Source organism: Draconibacterium mangrovi (assembly GCF_010586825.1).
In the GTDB taxonomy this organism is placed as follows: Bacteria; Bacteroidota; Bacteroidia; order Bacteroidales; family Prolixibacteraceae; genus Draconibacterium; species Draconibacterium mangrovi.
In genome coordinates, this window is record NZ_JAAAGB010000009.1 from 167,659 (window position 1) to 185,864 (window position 18,206).

Sequence of the window (18,206 nt, forward strand, 5' to 3'; positions counted from 1 at the left end):
TTTGCTTATACAGAAGAGTGGAGAGATCGGGCTCTGTGAAACTCTGGCAACCTTGTTCGGCAACCGGCGGACAAAAAGGTGCCAATACCCGGCCGGAAACGGAATTATAATTAAAACACAATCGATGAAGAAACTGCACTACAAATTATTTTTTACAAGCTATCTGCACGGGGCAAATATGTGTATGCGTCAGCGGTTTTAACCGCATAAAATTAGCTGAGTAAAGAATATCAATACAAACTTTTAAATGAAGACAGTTGCCGGTTTCGAAGATTCATGCTTCGGTATCCTGGCTTCCAACTTCCGACTTTTTAAAATATGTCGACAACAAAAACTTACGAAGAGATTAACCAAAAACTGAAGGCCGGAAAAGCAGTTGTTTTAACCGCCGAAGAAGTTGCACAAATGGCGAAAGAGTTAACGCCGGAGGAAATAGTTGAGAAAGTTGATGTAGTAACCACTGCAACCTTTGGCGCTATGTGCTCATCGGGGGCGATTATAAATTTCGGTCACGCGAATCCGCCAATCCGGATGGAAAAAATACGGCTGAACGGCGTTCCATGCTACGAAGGTCTGGCTGCGGTTGATTCATACATTGGCGCCACTGCCTGTAACCCTGACAATCCGGAGTACGGGGGTGCACACGTTATTCAGGATCTGCTGGAAGGAAAAGATGTGGTTTTGGAGGCCTGGGCAAAAGGCACCGATTGTTATCCGCGGAAACATATAAAAACCAAAATCAACATTAACACGATTAATGAGTTTACCTTGTTCAACCCGCGGAATGCTTATCAGAACTACAATGTGGCGGTAAATACCACTTCCACCATAAAATATACCTACATGGGCAGTTTGCTTCCGAATTTGCGCAATGCCACCTACTCTACTTCAGGCGAATTAAGTCCACTTCTGAACGATCCGGAGTTTAAAACCATCGGGCTGGGAACACGCATATTTTTAGGAGGAACACAGGGTTTTGTGGTTTGGCCGGGAACACAGTTTCATACCACGAAACCAAAAAACGAGCTGGGAGTTCCGGTTACCAATGGCGCTACCATTGCGGTAATGGGCAATCTGAAAGAAATGTCGGCCGAATACATTCAGGCTGCATCATACGAGAAATACGGGGTGAGCATGTTTGTGGGAATTGGTATTCCGATACCGGTTTTAAACACAGACATTGCCAAACGCGTATCGATTAACAACAGCCAGATTGAAACTTCGGTTCTTGATTACGGGACGGTTGGAACGCCCAAACTCGGGCAGGTTACCTACGAGGAATTGCAGTCGGGAACCATAAAAGTGAAAGGTAAAAAGATAAGAACCGCGCCGGTTGCCAGCTTAAAAAAAGCACGCAAAATTGCTGATGAACTGAAGAAATGGTTGCAAAACGGAGAGTTCGAAGTAACCAAACCCGTACACATGTTCCCGTCAAATACATCGCTAAACGGACTAAAAGAAATGGAGGTTGACAATGATTAAAAAAAGATACATACTGAATTTCCCTCCGCAAAGCGGCGACAAAGCGTTTACTTACCACTTGGTGAAGGAATACGATATCCGGATAAATATTCTGAAAGCAGAGGTATACCCCGGGAAACGCGGCAGTCTTTTACTTGAGCTGCAAGGCAAAAAAGAAAACATTGAAAAAGGCGTTGAGTACATTAAAAGCCACAAAATCACCTGCGAATCGCTCGACAAACGTATTCGCTGGAAAGAAGAAAAATGTATCGACTGCGGAAACTGTACCGCCGTATGTTTTGCCGGTGCATTAAACATGGACAAGCAGTCGTGGAAACTGGAATTCGACAAAAGCAAATGTGTAGTTTGCGAACTTTGTATTCCGGCTTGCCCGCTAAACCTGTTCGAAATTGATTTTAGATAGAAAGACGCATTTTCGCAAAATCACGATTTTTAAACGATGAATATTTTTGAAGAACGTACATACCGCAGCCAGTTTAACACCGACCGTTTTACAGGTTTTGAAGTAAAATACCTTGAAACTGATCTTTGGATCGGTGTCGATCCGGCCTCTTACAAAGAAGAGATGCAGGAAGTGGCTTTGGCAAAAGCGAAATCGTTGCGTCAAACTTTCGATGATTATATCGAAAAGGAACCGTTTTTCAGGAAAAGCCTGAAACCTTTTCAGCCGTCAGACTTTGCTCCTGAAGAAGCAAAAGAAATGGCGCTGGCTGCCGAAAAAGCGGGAATTGGTCCGATGTCGGCAGTGGCAGGTTTGTTTGCCCGCGAAGTTGGAGATGAAATTTGTAAAAACTTTTCGGTGAAGGAGCTGTTAGTTGAAAACGGTGGCGACATTTATTTGCTTTTACAGGAAGAATTGATTTTATCTGTTTTTGCAGGCGAATCCATTCTATCCGAGCGTATCGGGCTGGTAATTCCAGCAGGGAGTAGTACCTTTGGTATTTGTACTTCGGCCGGAACAGTTGGTCCCTCGTTAAGTTATGGAAAAGCGGATGCCGTTGTGGTGGTTTGTGAAGATATTCTTATGGCAGATGCGCTGGCAACGGCCCTGGGAAATAAGGTTAAAACACCTGACCACGTTGAGAAAGTGATTAAACAGGCAGAAAATTATAAAGAAATACAATCGTTGCTCATTATTTGCGAAGATAAAATCGGGATCAAAGGAGACAACGAAATTCGAATATTGAAGTAGATGAAACAAACGATAAATTAAATAAGATGCTTGACCTACTTATTCAATTCCCCCTTTGAAGGGGGCCAGGGGGATGAACATATTAATTTTAAAACCATGTCCGAAGATTTTTCAAATAATAATTACAATAAAAATCTAAAAGAACATGCCAGAAAACTTAGAAGTAATTCAACACTGGCAGAAGTCATTTTATGGGACGAAGTTTTAAAACAAAAACAACTAAAAGGATATGCGTTTTTAAGGCAAAGACCAATAGGAAATTATATTGTAGATTTTTTCTGTAAAGAGTTGAAAATGATTATAGAACTGGACGGAACAATTCATCGGTTTCAGAAAAGTAAGGATAAAAAGAGAGAAGAGGATTTACAAGCAATGGGATATAATATTATACGGTTTCATAATGAGGAAATTCTAAAAAATATTCATAATGTGAAGATATCTTTGGAACTTTACATTGAGGACATAAAAGTGTAAATCACCCCTTAATCCCCTCAAGGGGAGATCAGACAAAACAACGGCTACAAAGAAATTGAAAGAGAGAAAAATGAAGATAAAAAGAGACATACGGGAAGAACTCAAAAAGAGAGTATTGGTATTGGATGGAGCAATGGGATCTCTGATTCAGGAATATAAATTGGAAGAGGCCGATTACAGGGGCGAATTGTTGAAAGATCACCCCAGTGATATGAAAGGGAACAACGACATGCTGTCGCTGACTCGCCCTGATGTTATTTCGGAAATCCATGAGGCTTATCTGGAAGCCGGTGCCGATATAATCTGCACCAACACATTTAATGCAACCAGCATTTCGCAGGCCGATTACTATACTGAAGAGTATGTCTATAAAATGAATAAGGCTTCGGCTGAGATTGCCAAAGAACTGACCGATAAATTCACCTTGGCCAATCCGGATAAACCACGTTACGTTGCCGGATCAGTTGGTCCTACAAACAAAACATTATCACTTTCGCCTGATGTAAATGATCCCGGTTATCGCGCCATCTCATTCGACGAGTTGAAACAAGCGTATCGCGAACAGGTGGAAGCATTACTTGATGGCGGCGTTGATCTGTTACTGATCGAAACAATTTTTGATACGCTAAACAGCAAAGCAGCCATTTTTGCCATTGAAGAAGTTCTTGACGAAAGAGGTATAAATATTCCTCTAATGGTTTCTGGAACCATTACCGATGCCAGTGGCCGTACACTTTCCGGTCAAACGCTGGAAGCTTTCCTGAACTCGGTTTCGCACGTTGATTTGTTAAGTATAGGACTAAACTGCTCGTTGGGAGCTACCGATCTTCAGCCGTACATTAAAGAACTGGCCGGGAAAGCACCATTTCATATTAGTGCACACCCAAACGCAGGATTACCAAACCAGTTTGGCGAGTACGACGAAACACCGGAAATTATGGCCGGCCACATCAAACAGTATCTCGATAATAACTATGTAAATATTATTGGTGGTTGCTGTGGTACAACACCTGCTCACATTAAGGCATTTGCCGATATGGCTGCCAAAGCAAATCCGCACCATCGGGCCGAAGCGACCACTTATACAAAGCTGAGTGGACTGGAGCCGGTTACCATCACCGAAAACACCAACTTCCTGAATATTGGAGAACGTTGTAACGTTGCCGGATCGCGTAAATTTGCACGACTGATCAGTGAAGAAAAATATGAGGAAGCGCTTACAATCGCACGTCACCAGGTAGAAAATGGGGCACAGGTGATCGACGTAAACATGGACGATGCCATGTTGGACGCCGAAAAAGAAATGGTGACTTTCCTGAACCTGATTATGGCAGAACCCGACATTGCCAGGCTTCCGATTATGATCGACTCGTCGAAGTGGCATGTGATTGAAGCAGGGTTAAAATGTTTGCAAGGAAAAGCTATTGTAAACTCCATCAGTTTAAAGGAAGGCGATGAAGTTTTTATCGAGCAGGCAAAAAAAATTAAACGCTACGGTGCAGCAGTTATCGTTATGGCATTTGATGAAAAAGGCCAGGCCGACAACACCGAACGCCGCAAAGAAATTTGCAGCCGTGCTTATAAAATTCTTACCGAAAAAGTTGGACTGCCTGCCCAGGATATAATTTTCGATCCGAACGTGCTGACGATCGGTACCGGAATTGAAGAGCATAATAATTATGCCGTATCGTTCATCGAATCGGTGAAATGGATAAAAGAGAATCTGCCGCTGGCAAAAGTTAGTGCCGGTGTAAGTAATGTTTCGTTTGCTTTCCGCGGAAACAATGTGGTACGCGAAGCGATGCACTCTGTGTTCCTGTTTCACGCGATAAAAGCCGGTCTCGACATGGGAATTGTAAACCCGGGAATGTTGCAGATTTACGATGAAATCCCAAAAGACTTCCTTGAAAGAATTGAAGACCTTGTATTAAATCGTAGGCCGGATGCAACGGAAAGATTGCTTGAATTTGCCGAAAGCCTGAAGTCGACTTCGAAAAAAGAAGAAAGAAAAGACGAATGGCGCGAACTGCCGCTTGAGAAACGGATTGCTCACTCGCTGGTAAAAGGATTGCCCGAATTTGTTGACGAAGATATGGCCGAAGCCGTTCAGAAATACTCGCCTGCATTGGATATTATCGAAGGTCCGTTAATGGACGGTATGAACATCGTTGGTGAGTTATTTGGCTCAGGAAAAATGTTCCTGCCTCAGGTGATAAAATCGGCAAGGGTAATGAAAAAAGCTGTAGCTTATTTGCTGCCGTTTATTGAAGCCGATAAAGCAAAATTCAAAAACAGCACGTCGCAGAAAAAGGTGCTGATGGCCACCGTTAAAGGCGATGTTCACGACATTGGTAAAAATATAGTTGGTGTGGTACTGGCCTGTAATAACTACGAAATCATAGATTTGGGCGTTATGGTTCCAACCGAGAAAATCCTTGAGGAAGCCATTAAAAACGAAGTTGATGTAATCGGGCTGAGCGGATTAATCACTCCGTCGCTGGAAATAATGGTGGAGATTGCCAAAGAAATGGAACGCCGCAAGATGAATATCCCGGTGATGATCGGCGGTGCAACCACGTCAAAAATACACACTGCCGTTAAAATTGCTCCTGAATATTCGGCACCGGTTGTTCACGTAAAAGATGCATCACTGGCCGTTAATGTGGTTTCCCACCTGATTTCCGGAAACGAAAAATTCCTTCAGAATCTGGATGCTGAGTACGCTCAGATTCGCGAATTCCAGGGAAAACGAAAAACAAAAGAATACTTAAGCCTTGAAAAAGCACGCGAGAATAAATTCCCGATCGATTGGAACAATACTCCAATTTATAAACCGAATTTTACCGGGGTAAAACACTTGATCGACTTCCCGCTGGAAGAACTGCGGAATTACATCGACTGGACATTCTTTTTTATCACCTGGGGATTAAAAGGACATTACCCGCAAATTCTGGCCGATGAAAAACAGGGCGAAGAGGCTAAAAAGCTTTTCAAAGAAGGAAATGAATTCCTGGATGAAATTATAGAGAAAAAGATGCTGCAGGCCAATGCTGCTTTTGGAATCTGGCCGGCACAATCGGATGGCGACGACGTTGTTCTATACGAAGATGAATCGTGCGAGAAAGAGATCGGACGTTTCTATCATCTTCGCCAGCAGGAAAAGAAAAAAGAGGGTGTGGCTAATTTCTGTTTGTCAGACTTTGTCGCTCCAAAAGAGTTGGGGAAAGTGGATTATTGCGGAGGTTTTGCCACTACTGCCGGAATTGGAATCGAAAAATGGACGAAACAATTCCGCGAAGAGCACAACGATTATAAAGCCATCATGGTAGAAGCTCTGGCCGACCGTTTAAGTGAAGCTTTTGCAGAACTGCTTCACCTCGAAATTCGTAAAAATTACTGGGGTTATGCACCCGACGAAAAACTGTCGCTCGACGAAATCCTGAAAATAAAATACCAGGGAATTCGTCCGGCTTTGGGTTACCCGGCTTGTCCGGAACACGCTGAAAAAGAGAATCTGTTTCAACTGTTAGATGCTGAGGAGATTGGCATTTCGCTTACCGAGCATTTTGCAATGTATCCGAATGCATCGGTTTCTGGACAGTACTTCGTGCATCCTGAATCGCGCTATTTCAGTCTCGAAAAAGTGGGGAAAGACCAGGTTGAGGATTATGCGAAACGTAAAAATGTATCGGTAGAATTTGTTGAGAAGTTTTTGCCAACAAACCTGAATTATAAATAACAGAGTCCGATTCATTTTAAAAAACTGTCATTTATTTTTCAATTTGAAGTTTATTCAGACGATCAGGTACGAAATTGTTAAATTTGCATCAGCAAAACAGACTAAAATCGCATGAAAGTTATAGACACCATAAATCAGGCAAAGAAAACCGTTTTTTCTTTTGAACTGTTGCCGCCATTAAAGGGCAACGATGTTTCGCGCCTGCATAAAACGATTGAAAGCTTAACCGAGTTCGATCCGAAATACATTAACATTACTACCCACCGCGACGAGATTGAATTTAAAGAACTCGCCGATGGAAGCATTGTAAAACAAACAGTACGCAAACGCCCGGGAACAGTTGCTATTGCTGCCGATATTCAGCACAAATACGGCATTCCGGTGGTTCCACATATTTTATGTGGCGGTTTTACAAAGAGTGAAACAGAACACGTACTTATCGACCTTAACTTTTTGGGAATTAACAACGTTCTGGCCTTACGCGGCGACGGGTTAAAAAACCAGCATGTGTTTCAACCCACCGAGAATGGCCACTCAAATGCCAACGAACTGGTAAAACAAATTAAAGATCTTGGAAAAGGGAAGTACCTGGATGCCGACCTGAAAAACAATAAACCACTTGATTTTTGTATTGGCGTTGCCGGTTATCCGGAGAAGCATTTTGAAGCGCCAAACATGGAGCAAGACATGGCTTACCTGAAACAAAAAGTTGACGAAGGAGCCGATTACATTGTAACCCAAATGTTTTTCGACAACCAGGTATATTACGATTTTGTGGACAGATGCCGTGCAATGGGAATTACTGTTCCGATTATTCCGGGTATTAAGCCTATCAACCTGAAAAATCAGTTGACTGTGCTTCCAAAAATCTTTAGCATCGACTTGCCTCAGGAGTTGTCAAAAGAGCTGACAAAGTGCAAAAATAACGATGACGCACGCCGTGTAGGAACAGAGTGGGCCATTTTCCAATCGAAGGATTTGGTTGCGCATAATGTACCATCGTTACACATTTATACGTATGGTATTTCTGATAATGTTAGTGAAATTGTAAAAGCTGCTTTCTAAGCAGAAATTAACCAAAATCAAAAAAAAAAAGCAGGCTGGAAAAATCAATTTCCAGCCTGCTTTTTTTAAATGTATTGCTCAATTATATTCTTTCTAAAACATCCTCCGGCTTCCTTCGTCAGCCACCTCCTTTAGAAGGAGGATTGACAATATTCCACGTCAGTGGTTAAGTAAGAATTCCCCTTTGAAGGGGAAAAGAAGGGGATGATAGCTATTAATTCCCTGAATAATTATAATTTTTATTCTGAATTTCCACTTATCCTTCCACCTGAATTTCAATATCCTGCTGATTTAGTTTATCGTTATCAGCCTGGTTGTTTAACTTTAATGAATAAATCATTGCTTCCACCTGGCGCAACAAGTTGCGTTTATCTTTACTTGGCGCATACACAAAGCCAAAAGCGTTAATTACACGCTGGTTCGAAGCATCCAATTCCGATAGAGCAACGTATGGTCCACCCATAAAATCATTCTCAACACGCCACAAACCACGCATTTCGGATGCATAATTTCCATTGTGCTTAATTACATTATTAATCTGGTCGATGCGTTTTTCTGTCGACATATAACTTCCGTCGGTTGGGCCGGGAACATATTTTTTAAGCAAACTGTCGCGGATTGGCAACTGATAACCAACTGTAAAAGCGCTGTCCGAAACATACGGATACGAATAAATTACAATTCCCTGTGTAATTTCAGGCGAATCGAACTGTACCCACAAAAAATCCTTTTTCTTTTCCATGATCCGGAAACCCGGTGGCACTTTCATGGTTGCATTAAACTCGGTATTCAGCGTATTAAAAACGGCCTTTTCGTAGGTGTTTTTATAATTCATTGTTATACGCTCTTTCTCGGCCTGCACAAAATAGGAGAGTATTCTGTCCTTGTTTTCGTTGAAGATCTTTTCAAATTCTTCGGCATTTTTAGCGCTAATTTGTATGGTGGCCTGTGGATAAGCCCATACATCGTCGGTGAATTTTATACCGCTCTCGTCAACATTCGGTGAGATAGAAGTTTGTACAATGTTTCGGGTCGATCTGAAAATATCTTTAAAAGCTTCGTGCGGCACATCAATCAAATCGAAAAGCGGTTCTTCCTGTGGCAAGCCCGCGTGCGGCTGCGCCAGTGTTTCGCGAAGAACTTCTCCGGGCTTACCATTCCACGAATCTTTTGATATTACTACAACCATTTCACCGGCTTTTCCGGTAATATTCTTGTACATAACAGTTGAATCTGAATCGCAGCCGGCAAAAATTGCAGCAACGAGTACCAGATAAACAAGGTGGCTAATACGTTTCATATAATCAGTTTTTTGGATTTCTAACATAAATAACAAAAACCTTACCAGACTGTTATTCTACAACATGGTGTAATAAAAGACCATTGGATGAAATACAAAAAATCCCGTAACTGTAACACAGACGGGATTTTAATATCTATTTCGATATTAATTACTTGTCGATTTTTTCGCTTTCCGGTTTTGTATCCTCAGCGTCGTCCTCTTTTGTGGCTTGTTTAAATTCCTTCATTCCTTTTCCCAGCCCTTTCATCAATTCCGGAATTTTACGACCACCAAACAGAAGTAAAACAATAATTAAGATGATTATTATTTCCTGAGGTCCGATAAATCCTGCAACTACAAATAAATTCATATACTAATAAGTTAATTGGTTCAACAACAAAAATAGTTTTTTTTCATTAAAATGTACCGTTAATCATTTTAATTATATCGTTGGCATTTGCATAAAGTACCAAAGCCAAAAGTAATACCATTCCGGCAATTTGTGCATACTCAAGGAATTTTTCTCCGGGCTTTCGTCCGGTAATCATTTCGCCAAATAAAAACATTACGTGTCCGCCATCCAATGCAGGAATTGGCAAGAGATTCATAATGGCAAGAATAATAGAAATAAACGCTGTCATATCCCAGAAATGTGCCCAATCCCAGGTAGGTGAAAATATATTTCCAATGGTTGCAAACCCACCCAGCGATTCGTATGCTTTTGTTTCTTTCTTAAAGAATAACTTAAACTGTTTCAGATAATTACCGGTGGTTTGAACACCACGATTTATACCTGCAGGAATAGATTCAAGGAAACCATATTTTATGGTTTTAAACTCGAACATATCTTCAGGATTATTAAATGCAGCATTAAATCCTATTTTCCCATCTTCGTTTACCGTCAGCGTTTTAGTCATTTCCTGACCATCGCGGGTAATTTCCATCGCAATTTGCTGATCTTTCTTTGATTCTAAATAGTTGGTAAACTGATCGTAATAATCAAACGAATTACCATCAACATTTCCCAAAATATCTCCAACCTGAAGACCGGCCTGTTGTGCCGGAAAATCTTTTGCCAAGCGTCCGATCTGAATATCGTAAGGAATACGTTCTTCCCAGATACCTTTGCTTTTTAGCAATAGCGCCAGATCCTCTCCTGTGATCTCCACATCTACTTTTTGTCCGTCGCGTTCTACCTGAACGGTTTTTGCACCATCTAAAACAATGGTTGGTACAATTTTGCGGAATTGCTCAATGTATTGATTATCAACGGTAAGAATTTTATCGCCTGTTTCAAATCCGATCTTCTCCCCCGTTTCGTTAACAACAACTCCGTATTTTACATTCTCGGTTGGCAGGTATTCTTCGCCCCAGGCATAAAGCACACCGATATAGATTACCATGGCAAAAATAAAATTCATCAGTACTCCACCCACCATAATAAGCAAACGCTGCCAGGCCGGTTTTGCCCTAAATTCATAGGGTTGCGGTGGTAGTTTCATCGCTTCTTTGTCCATCGATTCATCGATCATTCCCGAAATTTTTACATAACCGCCAAGTGGCAACCAACCGATTCCGTATTCGGTTTCGCCCTTTTTTATTTTAAAAAGCGAAAACCACGGATTAAAAAAGAGGTAAAATTTTTCTACCCGCGTTTTAAATAAACGGGCAAACATAAAGTGGCCGGCTTCGTGCAAAACCACTAATATCGACAGACTTAAGAGTAATTGTGCTGTTTTAATTAATATCGACTCCATTAAATTCTTCTAAATTTTGTTTTCTGTTAACAACTGTGCCACTGTTCTTGTTTCGTTGTTGGTCTCAATTAAATCATTGAGTGTTGGCTGATTAACAAAATCAACCTTGTTCATGGCTTGTTCTATTATTTCGGGCATTTGCAAAAAGCTGATTTTCCGTTTCAAAAATGCCTCAACAACTATTTCGTTTGCAGCATTTAAAATACAGGGCATATTTCCGCCCTTTTCCATTGCCGCAAAGGCGAGTGCAAGGTTACGAAAAATTTCTGTATTTGGCTGCTCAAAATGCAAAGACGGGTAATCTAAAAAGTTGAACCGCGGGAAGTTATTTTTAATCCGGTTCGGAAATCCCATGGCATATTGTATGGGTAACTTCATGTCAGGCAATCCCATTTGTGCTTTCATCGAACCATCTTCAAACTGAACGATGGAATGAACGATAGACTCGGGATGAACGATAACATCTATTTTTGAAGCAGGCAATCCAAAAAGCCAGTGCGCCTCAATTACCTCGAAACCTTTGTTCATAAGCGTTGCCGAATCGATGGTAATTTTTGCGCCCATATCCCAGTTGGGGTGCGCCAGGGCATCATCAACGGTAACATGCTGAAGTTCGTCAAGTGTTTTTCCACGAAACGGACCTCCGGAACAAGTAAGGTAAATTTTTTCAATCGGATTCATAAACTCGCCAACCAAACACTGGAAAATGGCTGAATGCTCCGAATCAACCGGCAGCAGATCAACCTGTTTTTCGAGGGCTGCTTTTGTTATGATTTCGCCGGCAACCACCAGCGTTTCTTTATTTGCCAGCGCAATTGGTTTCCCGGCCTTAACGGCATTATAAGTCGGAATCAATCCTGAATAACCCACCATGGCTGTTAAGACCAAATCGATGGTATCCATTTCCACCACCTGGTTTAATGCCTCTTCTCCGGCGTATACTTTTATATCTTCATCCTCAAGAGCATCAGAAACCAGCCGGTAGTTGTCCTTGTTGGCGATAACCACCACATTGGGCTGAAATTTTTTTGCCTGCTGAATGAGCAGTTCCACACTGTTATTTGCTGTTAAAACCTCAACTTCAAACAATTCAGGATTTCGCTCAATCACCTCGAGCGCCTGGGTTCCTATGGATCCTGTTGATCCAAGAATTGCTATTTTCTTCTTCATCTTAAAAGTCAATGTACTGTTCCGGATCAAGTGCGGTTCCATCGTGCCACAACTCAAAATGCAGGTGCGGCCCACTTGATAATTCTCCTGTATTTCCGATAATGGCAACGGCCTCCCCGGCTTTGACTGTCTGTCCGGTTTTCTTCAATAATTCGGCATTGTGTTTATACACCGAAACCAAATTGGCTTCGTGCTGAATGTAGGCTACATAACCCGTTTCTAGCGTCCACCCGGCAAAAATCACCGTTCCGTCTAACACCGACGAAATACGGGCATTGGGCTCACTCACCAAATCAACACCAAAATGATCGGGTGTATTTTTAAAATGTTGCGATACAACACCTTTTACCGGCACAAAAAAGTGTACCTGGCTGAGTTGTGTAATATCGGTATTATTGTTTCGAATGGAAAGACTCAACTGTTCGGCCAGCAATTTATCCTGAAAAACAGAATCGTGATTGTACTGTTTAAATTCTACCTCATCCGTCTCAATATCGGCTGCGGTCATTTGGTCATCCTCTGGTACTTCGCCCGACATAATGGCCTGTATACCTTTAAAAAACTGATCGCGTTTTGCCAACTCCTGTTCCAGCGAATCGACCACCAAAGCATTACGTACCAACATTTGCCGGTACTCTGCTTTTGGGTAACCTGGAATATATTCACGCAACCCGGTAGTTGCAATCAGCAAAATTACGAGTATTACCAAAACTGCCGATGTTAAACTGGTTACAGTAAACACTTTCAGCCGCGAAAGCTTCATGCTCCACACCGACTGAAACGTGGTATCGTTGTAAATAATTAACCGGTATTGATTTTTTAGTTTATCAAAAAACTTCTTCTCTTCCACTCCCCCAAAATTTTTAAGGCTACAAATTTAGTAAGAATTGAGACATAGCCCTGCCGTTTAGGTATTTTTAACCAATTGATTTAGAACTAAAAGAAATTAGGTTGTGCCTATTGTTCAACAGGATAGCAAATTCGGGTGATCCATTTTGCCGGATCGGGTTCCTGCTGCGGATCAGTTAGGTATATTTCCATTGGTGCACTGGCTAGGTTAAAACCGTGTGCTTCCATCCATTTTTGCAACAAAATGTGTCCTTCCTGCAAATTGCTGTAATCGCCATAAAAATCGAGGCAGGCACAAGTAGTGGTTGGAAAGGTAGACACTTTTACAATACTGTTTCCATCAACATCGGCGTCAATCGGGATACCACATTCAAGGTCAATATTTTCTTCATCCATCAGGTGGTACAGGGCAAAAGGCATTCCAGCCATTTCAATTTCCTCTTGTGCCAAAAACCTGCTAATCTCGCTGTACATTTCACTCATTTCACGACTCACCTCAATAAAAGGCACTGTTTCGCGAATACCGGCATATTTCATTTCTGCTATATCTTCAAGTAATATTACTTGTTCTTTCTCTTTTTCAATTACCTGGCAAAGTGCTTTTAATTTAACCAGACCGTTGTCGAAATCGGTTGCCATACTCTTTTTCATCAGCAGCCCGATCCAACGTGCAAATGGGTTATTACCAACATCATATGTCAGTGTCCAGGTTACTGTGGCTCCTTCGTTTTTATCTGCTAATAAAAAACTACTTAAGGCCTCGCCTCGCTGCATAAAATCAAGCGAAACGGTAACTTTGCTTAATGGGTCTGCCTCAATAATTTCAATGGTTGCGCCACTGTTTTCTTTGGTTTCATTTGTCCAGATATAGCCGCCGCCCATACCAACACCGTGGTTAATATACTCCACACTCATATTCTCGCCCATTCGTTTCCAGGGCGACCAATGATCCCACTGATGCAAATCAACTAGTTGTGCATATACGGTTTTTACAGGGGCCTGAATATCGGTACTCCGCTCAACTACTACTGTTTTGGGTAAAAAATAAGCAAGGGCAACAAACAACGCTCCCCACAACAAAACCCACATAATAATTCTGGCAAATCGGCTCATAAGAAGTTTTTAATTTCAATATAGTGCAATTCGTGTAATTCAAGCAGCATTTCAAATACAAATGTTGAAACCGGACCAAAATTTACAGGAAAGTTAAAAATGCTACTGTAGATTGACCTAATTACAATAATCTATATTCTCTTCCTTTAAATAAAACCGAAGGACAAAAGAGATATAAATCACGTTGTCAAGTATTTTGAAAAACTATATTTGCACAAATTTTTTGAATAGAACAATTATTAAAATGATGAGAAAATTAAATCTGATACTGTTGATATCGATCTTCATGATTGGTTCAGCAGTTGCAAAAGAAGGAATGTGGCTTCCTTCACTTATTCACAAACTGAACATTAAAACCATGCAAGATATGGGCTGCGAATTGAGTGCTGAAGATATTTACAGCATCAATCAATCGAGCCTGAAAGATGCGATCGTTGCACTCGACCGCGGATCGTGTACCGCCGAAGTAATTTCAAAAGACGGTTTGCTTTTAACCAACCACCACTGTGGTTTTGGCGAAATTCAACAACATTCGAGTGTTGAGCACGATTACCTCCAAGATGGTTTTTGGGCCCGTTCGAAAGAAGACGAACTTCCGAACCCGGGCAAAACAGTTACTTTCCTTATTTCGGTTGAAGATGTAACGGCTAAGGTTTTGGCCGACATTACCGACGAAATGAGCGAAAGCGAAAGAAACAACAAAATCGACCAGGTAGTTCGTCAGCTGGAAAGAGAAGCAAAAGGCGACTCGCACTACGAAGTTTATATCAGAGACTTTTTTAAAGCCAACCAATACTTCCTGTTTGTTACCGAAACTTTTAAAGATGTTCGTTTGGTAGGAGCACCTCCGCAAGCATTGGGTAAATTTGGTGGCGACACCGACAACTGGATGTGGCCACGCCATACCAACGATTTTTCGATGTTCCGCGTTTATTGCGCTCCTGACGGAACTCCTGCAGAATACTCGGAAGACAATGTGCCTTACCAGCCAAAACACCACCTGCCAATTTCGCTTAAAGGTGTTGACGAAGGCGACTTTGCTATGGTATTTGGCTACCCTGGAAGCACCAACCGTTACAAAACATCGTGGGGAATTGACTACACCATGAAAGTAACAAACACTGCCCGTATATTGGTTCGCGAGAAAAAACTGGACATAATTGCCAACTATATGGCTACCAGCCAAAAAGCAAAAATCCAGTATGCATCGAAACACGCACGCAGCGCCAACTACTACAAAAATGCAATTGGCCAAAACGAAGCATTGACAAAACTGGGCATTATTGCACAAAAACAGGAATTGGAAAAAGAATTTACCAATTGGGTAAATGCCAATGCCGACAGAAAAGCAAAATACGGAGAAGCACTTCCTTTAATTGAAGGATCGTACGAAAATGTAGAGGCTGAAAAAGCAATGGAATTTGCCGCCGAAGCTTTGTTGCGCGGACCAGAGATTTTTATGTTTGCCTACCGCGCCAGCCAATTGGCCGACCTGTTGGAGAAACCGGAAGATAACAAAGACAAAATTGAAGCCTTTGCCGGCAGACTGGAAGAATCACTGGATGCTTTCTACAAAGATTACGACGCTGCTACCGACGAAAAAATTGTTGCCGCACTGATGAAGATCTATGCTGAAAATGTTTCGTCAAGTTATTACCCGTCTTTCTACTCTGAAATTCAGAACAAATACAAAGGTGATTACGCTAAGTACACCGAAAAAATGTTTAATAAGTCGATTTTCGACAACCAGGAAGAGCTAACTGCATTCCTCAAAAATCCTTCGTTAAAAACACTGCAGAAAGACATGGTTTTCCAGGCAACTGTTGATATTTTTGATATGTACCGTGCCACATCGATGAGTTTAAGAGAAGGTGACGAAAAGCTGCTAAAAGGAAGAAGATTATTTGTAGCCGGTTTGATGGAAATGCAGCCTGACAAGAAATTCTACCCGGATGCCAACTCAACCATGCGTTTAACTTACGGAACCGTAATGCCATACGATCCGCGCGATGGCGTAACGTACAAATACTACACAACAACTGATGGTTACCTGGAAAAAGAAATTCCGGGCGATTACGAGTTCGACGTTCCAAAACGAATGAAAGAACTGTTGTTGGATGAAAATTTTGGTCAGTATGCTGACGAAGATGGTAAACTTCGTACTTGTTTTATCACCGATAACGACATTACTGGCGGAAACTCAGGCAGCCCTGTTATTAACGGAAAAGGCGAGCTGATCGGTATTGCTTTCGACGGAAACTGGGAAGCTATGAGTGGCGACCTTGATTTTGAAGAAAACCTGCAACGTTGTATTAACGTTGACATCCGTTTTGTACTTTGGGTAGTTGATATTTATGCCGGAGCACAAAACCTGATCGATGAAATGACAATTATTCGCTAAGCGAATTCAAGATATTCAATTAAAACCTCGTCAATTTTGGCGGGGTTTTTTGTTTATCAGATATGAGATTATGAGTATTGAGCAATGAGACAAACAAAAACAAAGTTTGTTTATTAAAAAGAATACTCACTACTTTGTATTCAAAATACAAATCAACAAATGGCTCGTCCAAAAATTACGATATATACCGATGGTGCAGCACGCGGAAATCCGGGAAACGGAGGCTACGGAATTGTGATGCTTTCCGGTCCTCACCGCAAAGAACTTTCGGAAGGGTTTAAACATACCACCAATAACCGGATGGAGTTGCTGGCGGTAATTGTAGCATTGGAATCGCTGAAGATCGAAGGCTGCGATGTTACCGTTTACACCGACTCGAAATATGTTGCCGATGCGGTTGAAAAAGGATGGGTGTTTAATTGGGTAAAGAAACGTTTTAAAGGCAAAAAAAATCCCGACCTTTGGATGCGTTTTCTCGAGATTTATAAAAAGCACATTGTTAAGTTTGTTTGGGTGAAAGGCCACGCCAATAACCCGCTTAACGAGCGTTGTGATGAACTGGCAGTTGAAGCATCGATGAAGCCAAATCTTTTAGTTGACGAAGGTTATAAACCGGAATAATTTGAAATGAAACGTTTAAGTTTGGTCCTGCTTCTTTTTACTTTTATTTCTTGCCAAAAAGAAGTGGAGCCGGATAACAAAATGGAAACCATAAAATATATAGAAAGAGCAAGCGGGGAAGTTAAAACCGAAAATGTTCCCGGCGAAGGAATGCTGAAATGGTTGTACGCACCGGGAAGCGGGAAAGCTGCCCTGAATTTGTTGTTTAAACGCAAAATTGTTTCGGCAATGGGCGGCTGGTATATGAATTCCAGGCTTTCGGCTAAACGTATCCCGAAATTTGTTAACGAGCACCGCATTAATTTAAACGAATGCGAAATCAGCGATATTCAGCATTTTAAAAGCTTTAATGACTTTTTCTATCGCAAGCTAAAACCGGGTGCGCGGCCTTTGCAGGAAGGTGTTGTTTCTCCGGCTGATGGAAAAATTCTGGCCTTTCAATCGATGAAGGATATTCCGTCGTTTTTTATTAAAGGATCTGAATTTAACCTGCAGACTTTCCTTGGCGATGAAAGTCTGGCACAGAAATACGAAGCAGGAGCAATGGCAATTGTTCGTTTGGCTCCGGCCGATTATCACCGTTATCATTTCCCGGCATCGGGAAAAGCGTCTGAATCGCATAAAATTAATGGCCACTATTATTCGGTTTCGCCACTGGCCTTGCGCGGAAGTCTGAAAATTTTCTGTGAAAACAAACGCGAACACTGCACACTTTCAACCGAAGAATTTGGAGATATTCTAATCGTGGATGTAGGTGCCACAATGGTGGGAAGTATTATTCAAACCTACGAGGCAAACAGCAAGGTAAATAAAGGAGATGAAAAAGGCTACTTTGCTTTTGGCGGCTCAACACTGGTTTTGCTGTTCGAAAAAGGAACGATCACATTTGATTCCGACCTGATTGAAAACACAAAAAAAGGCATGGAAACCACCGTTAAGGTTGGCGAAAAAATTGCTTCTGCTATAAATGAGTGATAGCATAACACGCATTCATACTATCACCTCTTAAACTTTTTTATTTAATACTCCCTTACTTTCTCGCCAACAATTGTGATATTTGG

15 protein-coding genes and 1 riboswitch are annotated in these 18,206 nt (G+C 41.6%); of the genes, 9 read left to right on the plus strand and 6 right to left on the minus strand.

Annotation, left to right across the window (positions count from 1 at the left end):
- The first annotated feature begins 2 nt into the window (after positions 1 to 2).
- A riboswitch (SAM riboswitch) is annotated at positions 3 to 113 on the plus strand.
- 205 nt (positions 114 to 318) lie between these two features.
- The 6 genes from G4420_RS19250 (at position 319) to metF (ending at position 7,952) form a co-directional block, all read left to right on the plus strand.
- Positions 319 to 1,482, plus strand: coding sequence for a homocysteine biosynthesis protein (locus tag G4420_RS19250; protein WP_163325573.1), 1,164 nt, complete (start codon positions 319 to 321; stop codon positions 1,480 to 1,482).
- The gene (locus G4420_RS19255; RefSeq protein ID WP_163325574.1) at positions 1,475 to 1,885 is read left to right on the plus strand and encodes an NIL domain-containing protein; all 411 of its coding nucleotides are present in this window, start codon (positions 1,475 to 1,477) and stop codon (positions 1,883 to 1,885) included. Before G4420_RS19250 ends, G4420_RS19255 begins: the two co-directional genes overlap by 8 nt.
- Positions 1,886 to 1,921: 36 nt before the next feature.
- The gene (locus G4420_RS19260; protein WP_163325575.1) at positions 1,922 to 2,674 is read left to right on the plus strand and encodes a UPF0280 family protein; all 753 of its coding nucleotides are present in this window, start codon (positions 1,922 to 1,924) and stop codon (positions 2,672 to 2,674) included.
- 30 nt (positions 2,675 to 2,704) lie between these two features.
- The gene (locus G4420_RS19265; RefSeq protein ID WP_204273756.1) at positions 2,705 to 3,148 is read left to right on the plus strand and encodes an endonuclease domain-containing protein; all 444 of its coding nucleotides are present in this window, start codon (positions 2,705 to 2,707) and stop codon (positions 3,146 to 3,148) included.
- A 70-nt stretch (positions 3,149 to 3,218) separates the two neighbouring features.
- Positions 3,219 to 6,887, plus strand: a complete 3,669-nt coding sequence (metH, locus tag G4420_RS19270) for a methionine synthase (protein WP_163325576.1) — start codon at positions 3,219 to 3,221, stop codon at positions 6,885 to 6,887.
- Positions 6,888 to 6,998: 111 nt separating this feature from the next.
- Positions 6,999 to 7,952 carry a methylenetetrahydrofolate reductase [NAD(P)H] gene (metF, locus tag G4420_RS19275; RefSeq protein ID WP_163325577.1) on the plus strand — a complete coding sequence of 318 codons (954 nt, stop codon included), beginning with the start codon at positions 6,999 to 7,001 and terminating at the stop codon, positions 7,950 to 7,952.
- A 256-nt stretch (positions 7,953 to 8,208) separates the two neighbouring features.
- On the opposite strand, the gene G4420_RS19280 is transcribed toward metF, so the two are convergent.
- The 6 genes from G4420_RS19280 to G4420_RS19305 form a co-directional block, all read right to left on the minus strand.
- Positions 8,209 to 9,252, minus strand: a complete 1,044-nt coding sequence (locus tag G4420_RS19280) for a DUF4837 family protein (RefSeq protein WP_163325578.1) — start codon at positions 9,250 to 9,252, stop codon at positions 8,209 to 8,211.
- A gap of 151 nt (positions 9,253 to 9,403) precedes the next feature.
- Entirely contained in the window at positions 9,404 to 9,604 is a 201-nt protein-coding gene (tatA, locus tag G4420_RS19285; RefSeq protein ID WP_045031189.1) for a twin-arginine translocase TatA/TatE family subunit, read from the minus strand.
- Between the two features lie 46 nt (positions 9,605 to 9,650).
- Complete coding sequence (gene rseP / locus G4420_RS19290) at positions 9,651 to 10,991, minus strand: RIP metalloprotease RseP (RefSeq protein WP_163325579.1); 1,341 nt, start codon at positions 10,989 to 10,991, stop codon at positions 9,651 to 9,653.
- A 9-nt stretch (positions 10,992 to 11,000) separates the two neighbouring features.
- Positions 11,001 to 12,161 carry a 1-deoxy-D-xylulose-5-phosphate reductoisomerase gene (locus tag G4420_RS19295; RefSeq protein ID WP_204273757.1) on the minus strand — a complete coding sequence of 387 codons (1,161 nt, stop codon included), beginning with the start codon at positions 12,159 to 12,161 and terminating at the stop codon, positions 11,001 to 11,003.
- Between the two features lies 1 nt (position 12,162).
- Entirely contained in the window at positions 12,163 to 13,011 is an 849-nt protein-coding gene (locus G4420_RS19300) for a M23 family metallopeptidase (protein WP_246241698.1), read from the minus strand.
- Between the two features lie 107 nt (positions 13,012 to 13,118).
- Complete coding sequence (locus G4420_RS19305; RefSeq protein WP_163325580.1) at positions 13,119 to 14,123, minus strand: SRPBCC family protein; 1,005 nt, start codon at positions 14,121 to 14,123, stop codon at positions 13,119 to 13,121.
- Between the two features lie 244 nt (positions 14,124 to 14,367).
- Here G4420_RS19305 and G4420_RS19310 point away from each other — a divergent pair, with 244 nt between their 5' ends.
- The 3 genes from G4420_RS19310 to G4420_RS19320 all read left to right on the plus strand — a co-directional run bounded on the left by G4420_RS19310 (position 14,368) and on the right by G4420_RS19320 (position 18,120).
- Positions 14,368 to 16,524 (plus strand): S46 family peptidase, encoded by a 2,157-nt coding sequence (locus G4420_RS19310; RefSeq protein WP_246241700.1) that lies wholly within the window; start codon positions 14,368 to 14,370, stop codon positions 16,522 to 16,524.
- 159 nt (positions 16,525 to 16,683) lie between these two features.
- Positions 16,684 to 17,145: a ribonuclease HI gene (rnhA, locus tag G4420_RS19315; RefSeq protein WP_163325581.1), complete on the plus strand. Its 462-nt coding sequence runs from the start codon at positions 16,684 to 16,686 to the stop codon at positions 17,143 to 17,145.
- A 6-nt stretch (positions 17,146 to 17,151) separates the two neighbouring features.
- Entirely contained in the window at positions 17,152 to 18,120 is a 969-nt protein-coding gene (locus G4420_RS19320; RefSeq protein WP_204273758.1) for a phosphatidylserine decarboxylase, read from the plus strand.
- Positions 18,121 to 18,206: the final 86 nt, after the last annotated feature.

Excerpts from the sequence above, each read along its gene's own strand:
- G4420_RS19320 (WP_204273758.1), top strand. The coding sequence starts at position 17,152 with ATGAAACGTTTAAGTTTGGTCCTGCTTCTTTTTACTTTTATTTCTTGC.
- G4420_RS19295 (WP_204273757.1), bottom strand. The coding sequence starts at position 12,161 with ATGAAGAAGAAAATAGCAATTCTTGGATCAACAGGATCCATAGGAACC.
- G4420_RS19310 (WP_246241700.1), top strand. The coding sequence starts at position 14,368 with ATGATGAGAAAATTAAATCTGATACTGTTGATATCGATCTTCATGATT.
- rnhA (WP_163325581.1), top strand. The coding sequence starts at position 16,684 with ATGGCTCGTCCAAAAATTACGATATATACCGATGGTGCAGCACGCGGA.
- rseP (WP_163325579.1), bottom strand. The coding sequence starts at position 10,991 with ATGGAGTCGATATTAATTAAAACAGCACAATTACTCTTAAGTCTGTCG.
- G4420_RS19250 (WP_163325573.1), top strand. The coding sequence starts at position 319 with ATGTCGACAACAAAAACTTACGAAGAGATTAACCAAAAACTGAAGGCC.
- metF (WP_163325577.1), top strand. The coding sequence starts at position 6,999 with ATGAAAGTTATAGACACCATAAATCAGGCAAAGAAAACCGTTTTTTCT.
- G4420_RS19305 (WP_163325580.1), bottom strand. The coding sequence starts at position 14,123 with ATGAGCCGATTTGCCAGAATTATTATGTGGGTTTTGTTGTGGGGAGCG.
- G4420_RS19280 (WP_163325578.1), bottom strand. The coding sequence starts at position 9,252 with ATGAAACGTATTAGCCACCTTGTTTATCTGGTACTCGTTGCTGCAATT.
- G4420_RS19260 (WP_163325575.1), top strand. The coding sequence starts at position 1,922 with ATGAATATTTTTGAAGAACGTACATACCGCAGCCAGTTTAACACCGAC.
- tatA (WP_045031189.1), bottom strand. The coding sequence starts at position 9,604 with ATGAATTTATTTGTAGTTGCAGGATTTATCGGACCTCAGGAAATAATA.
- G4420_RS19255 (WP_163325574.1), top strand. The coding sequence starts at position 1,475 with ATGATTAAAAAAAGATACATACTGAATTTCCCTCCGCAAAGCGGCGAC.
- metH (WP_163325576.1), top strand. The coding sequence starts at position 3,219 with ATGAAGATAAAAAGAGACATACGGGAAGAACTCAAAAAGAGAGTATTG.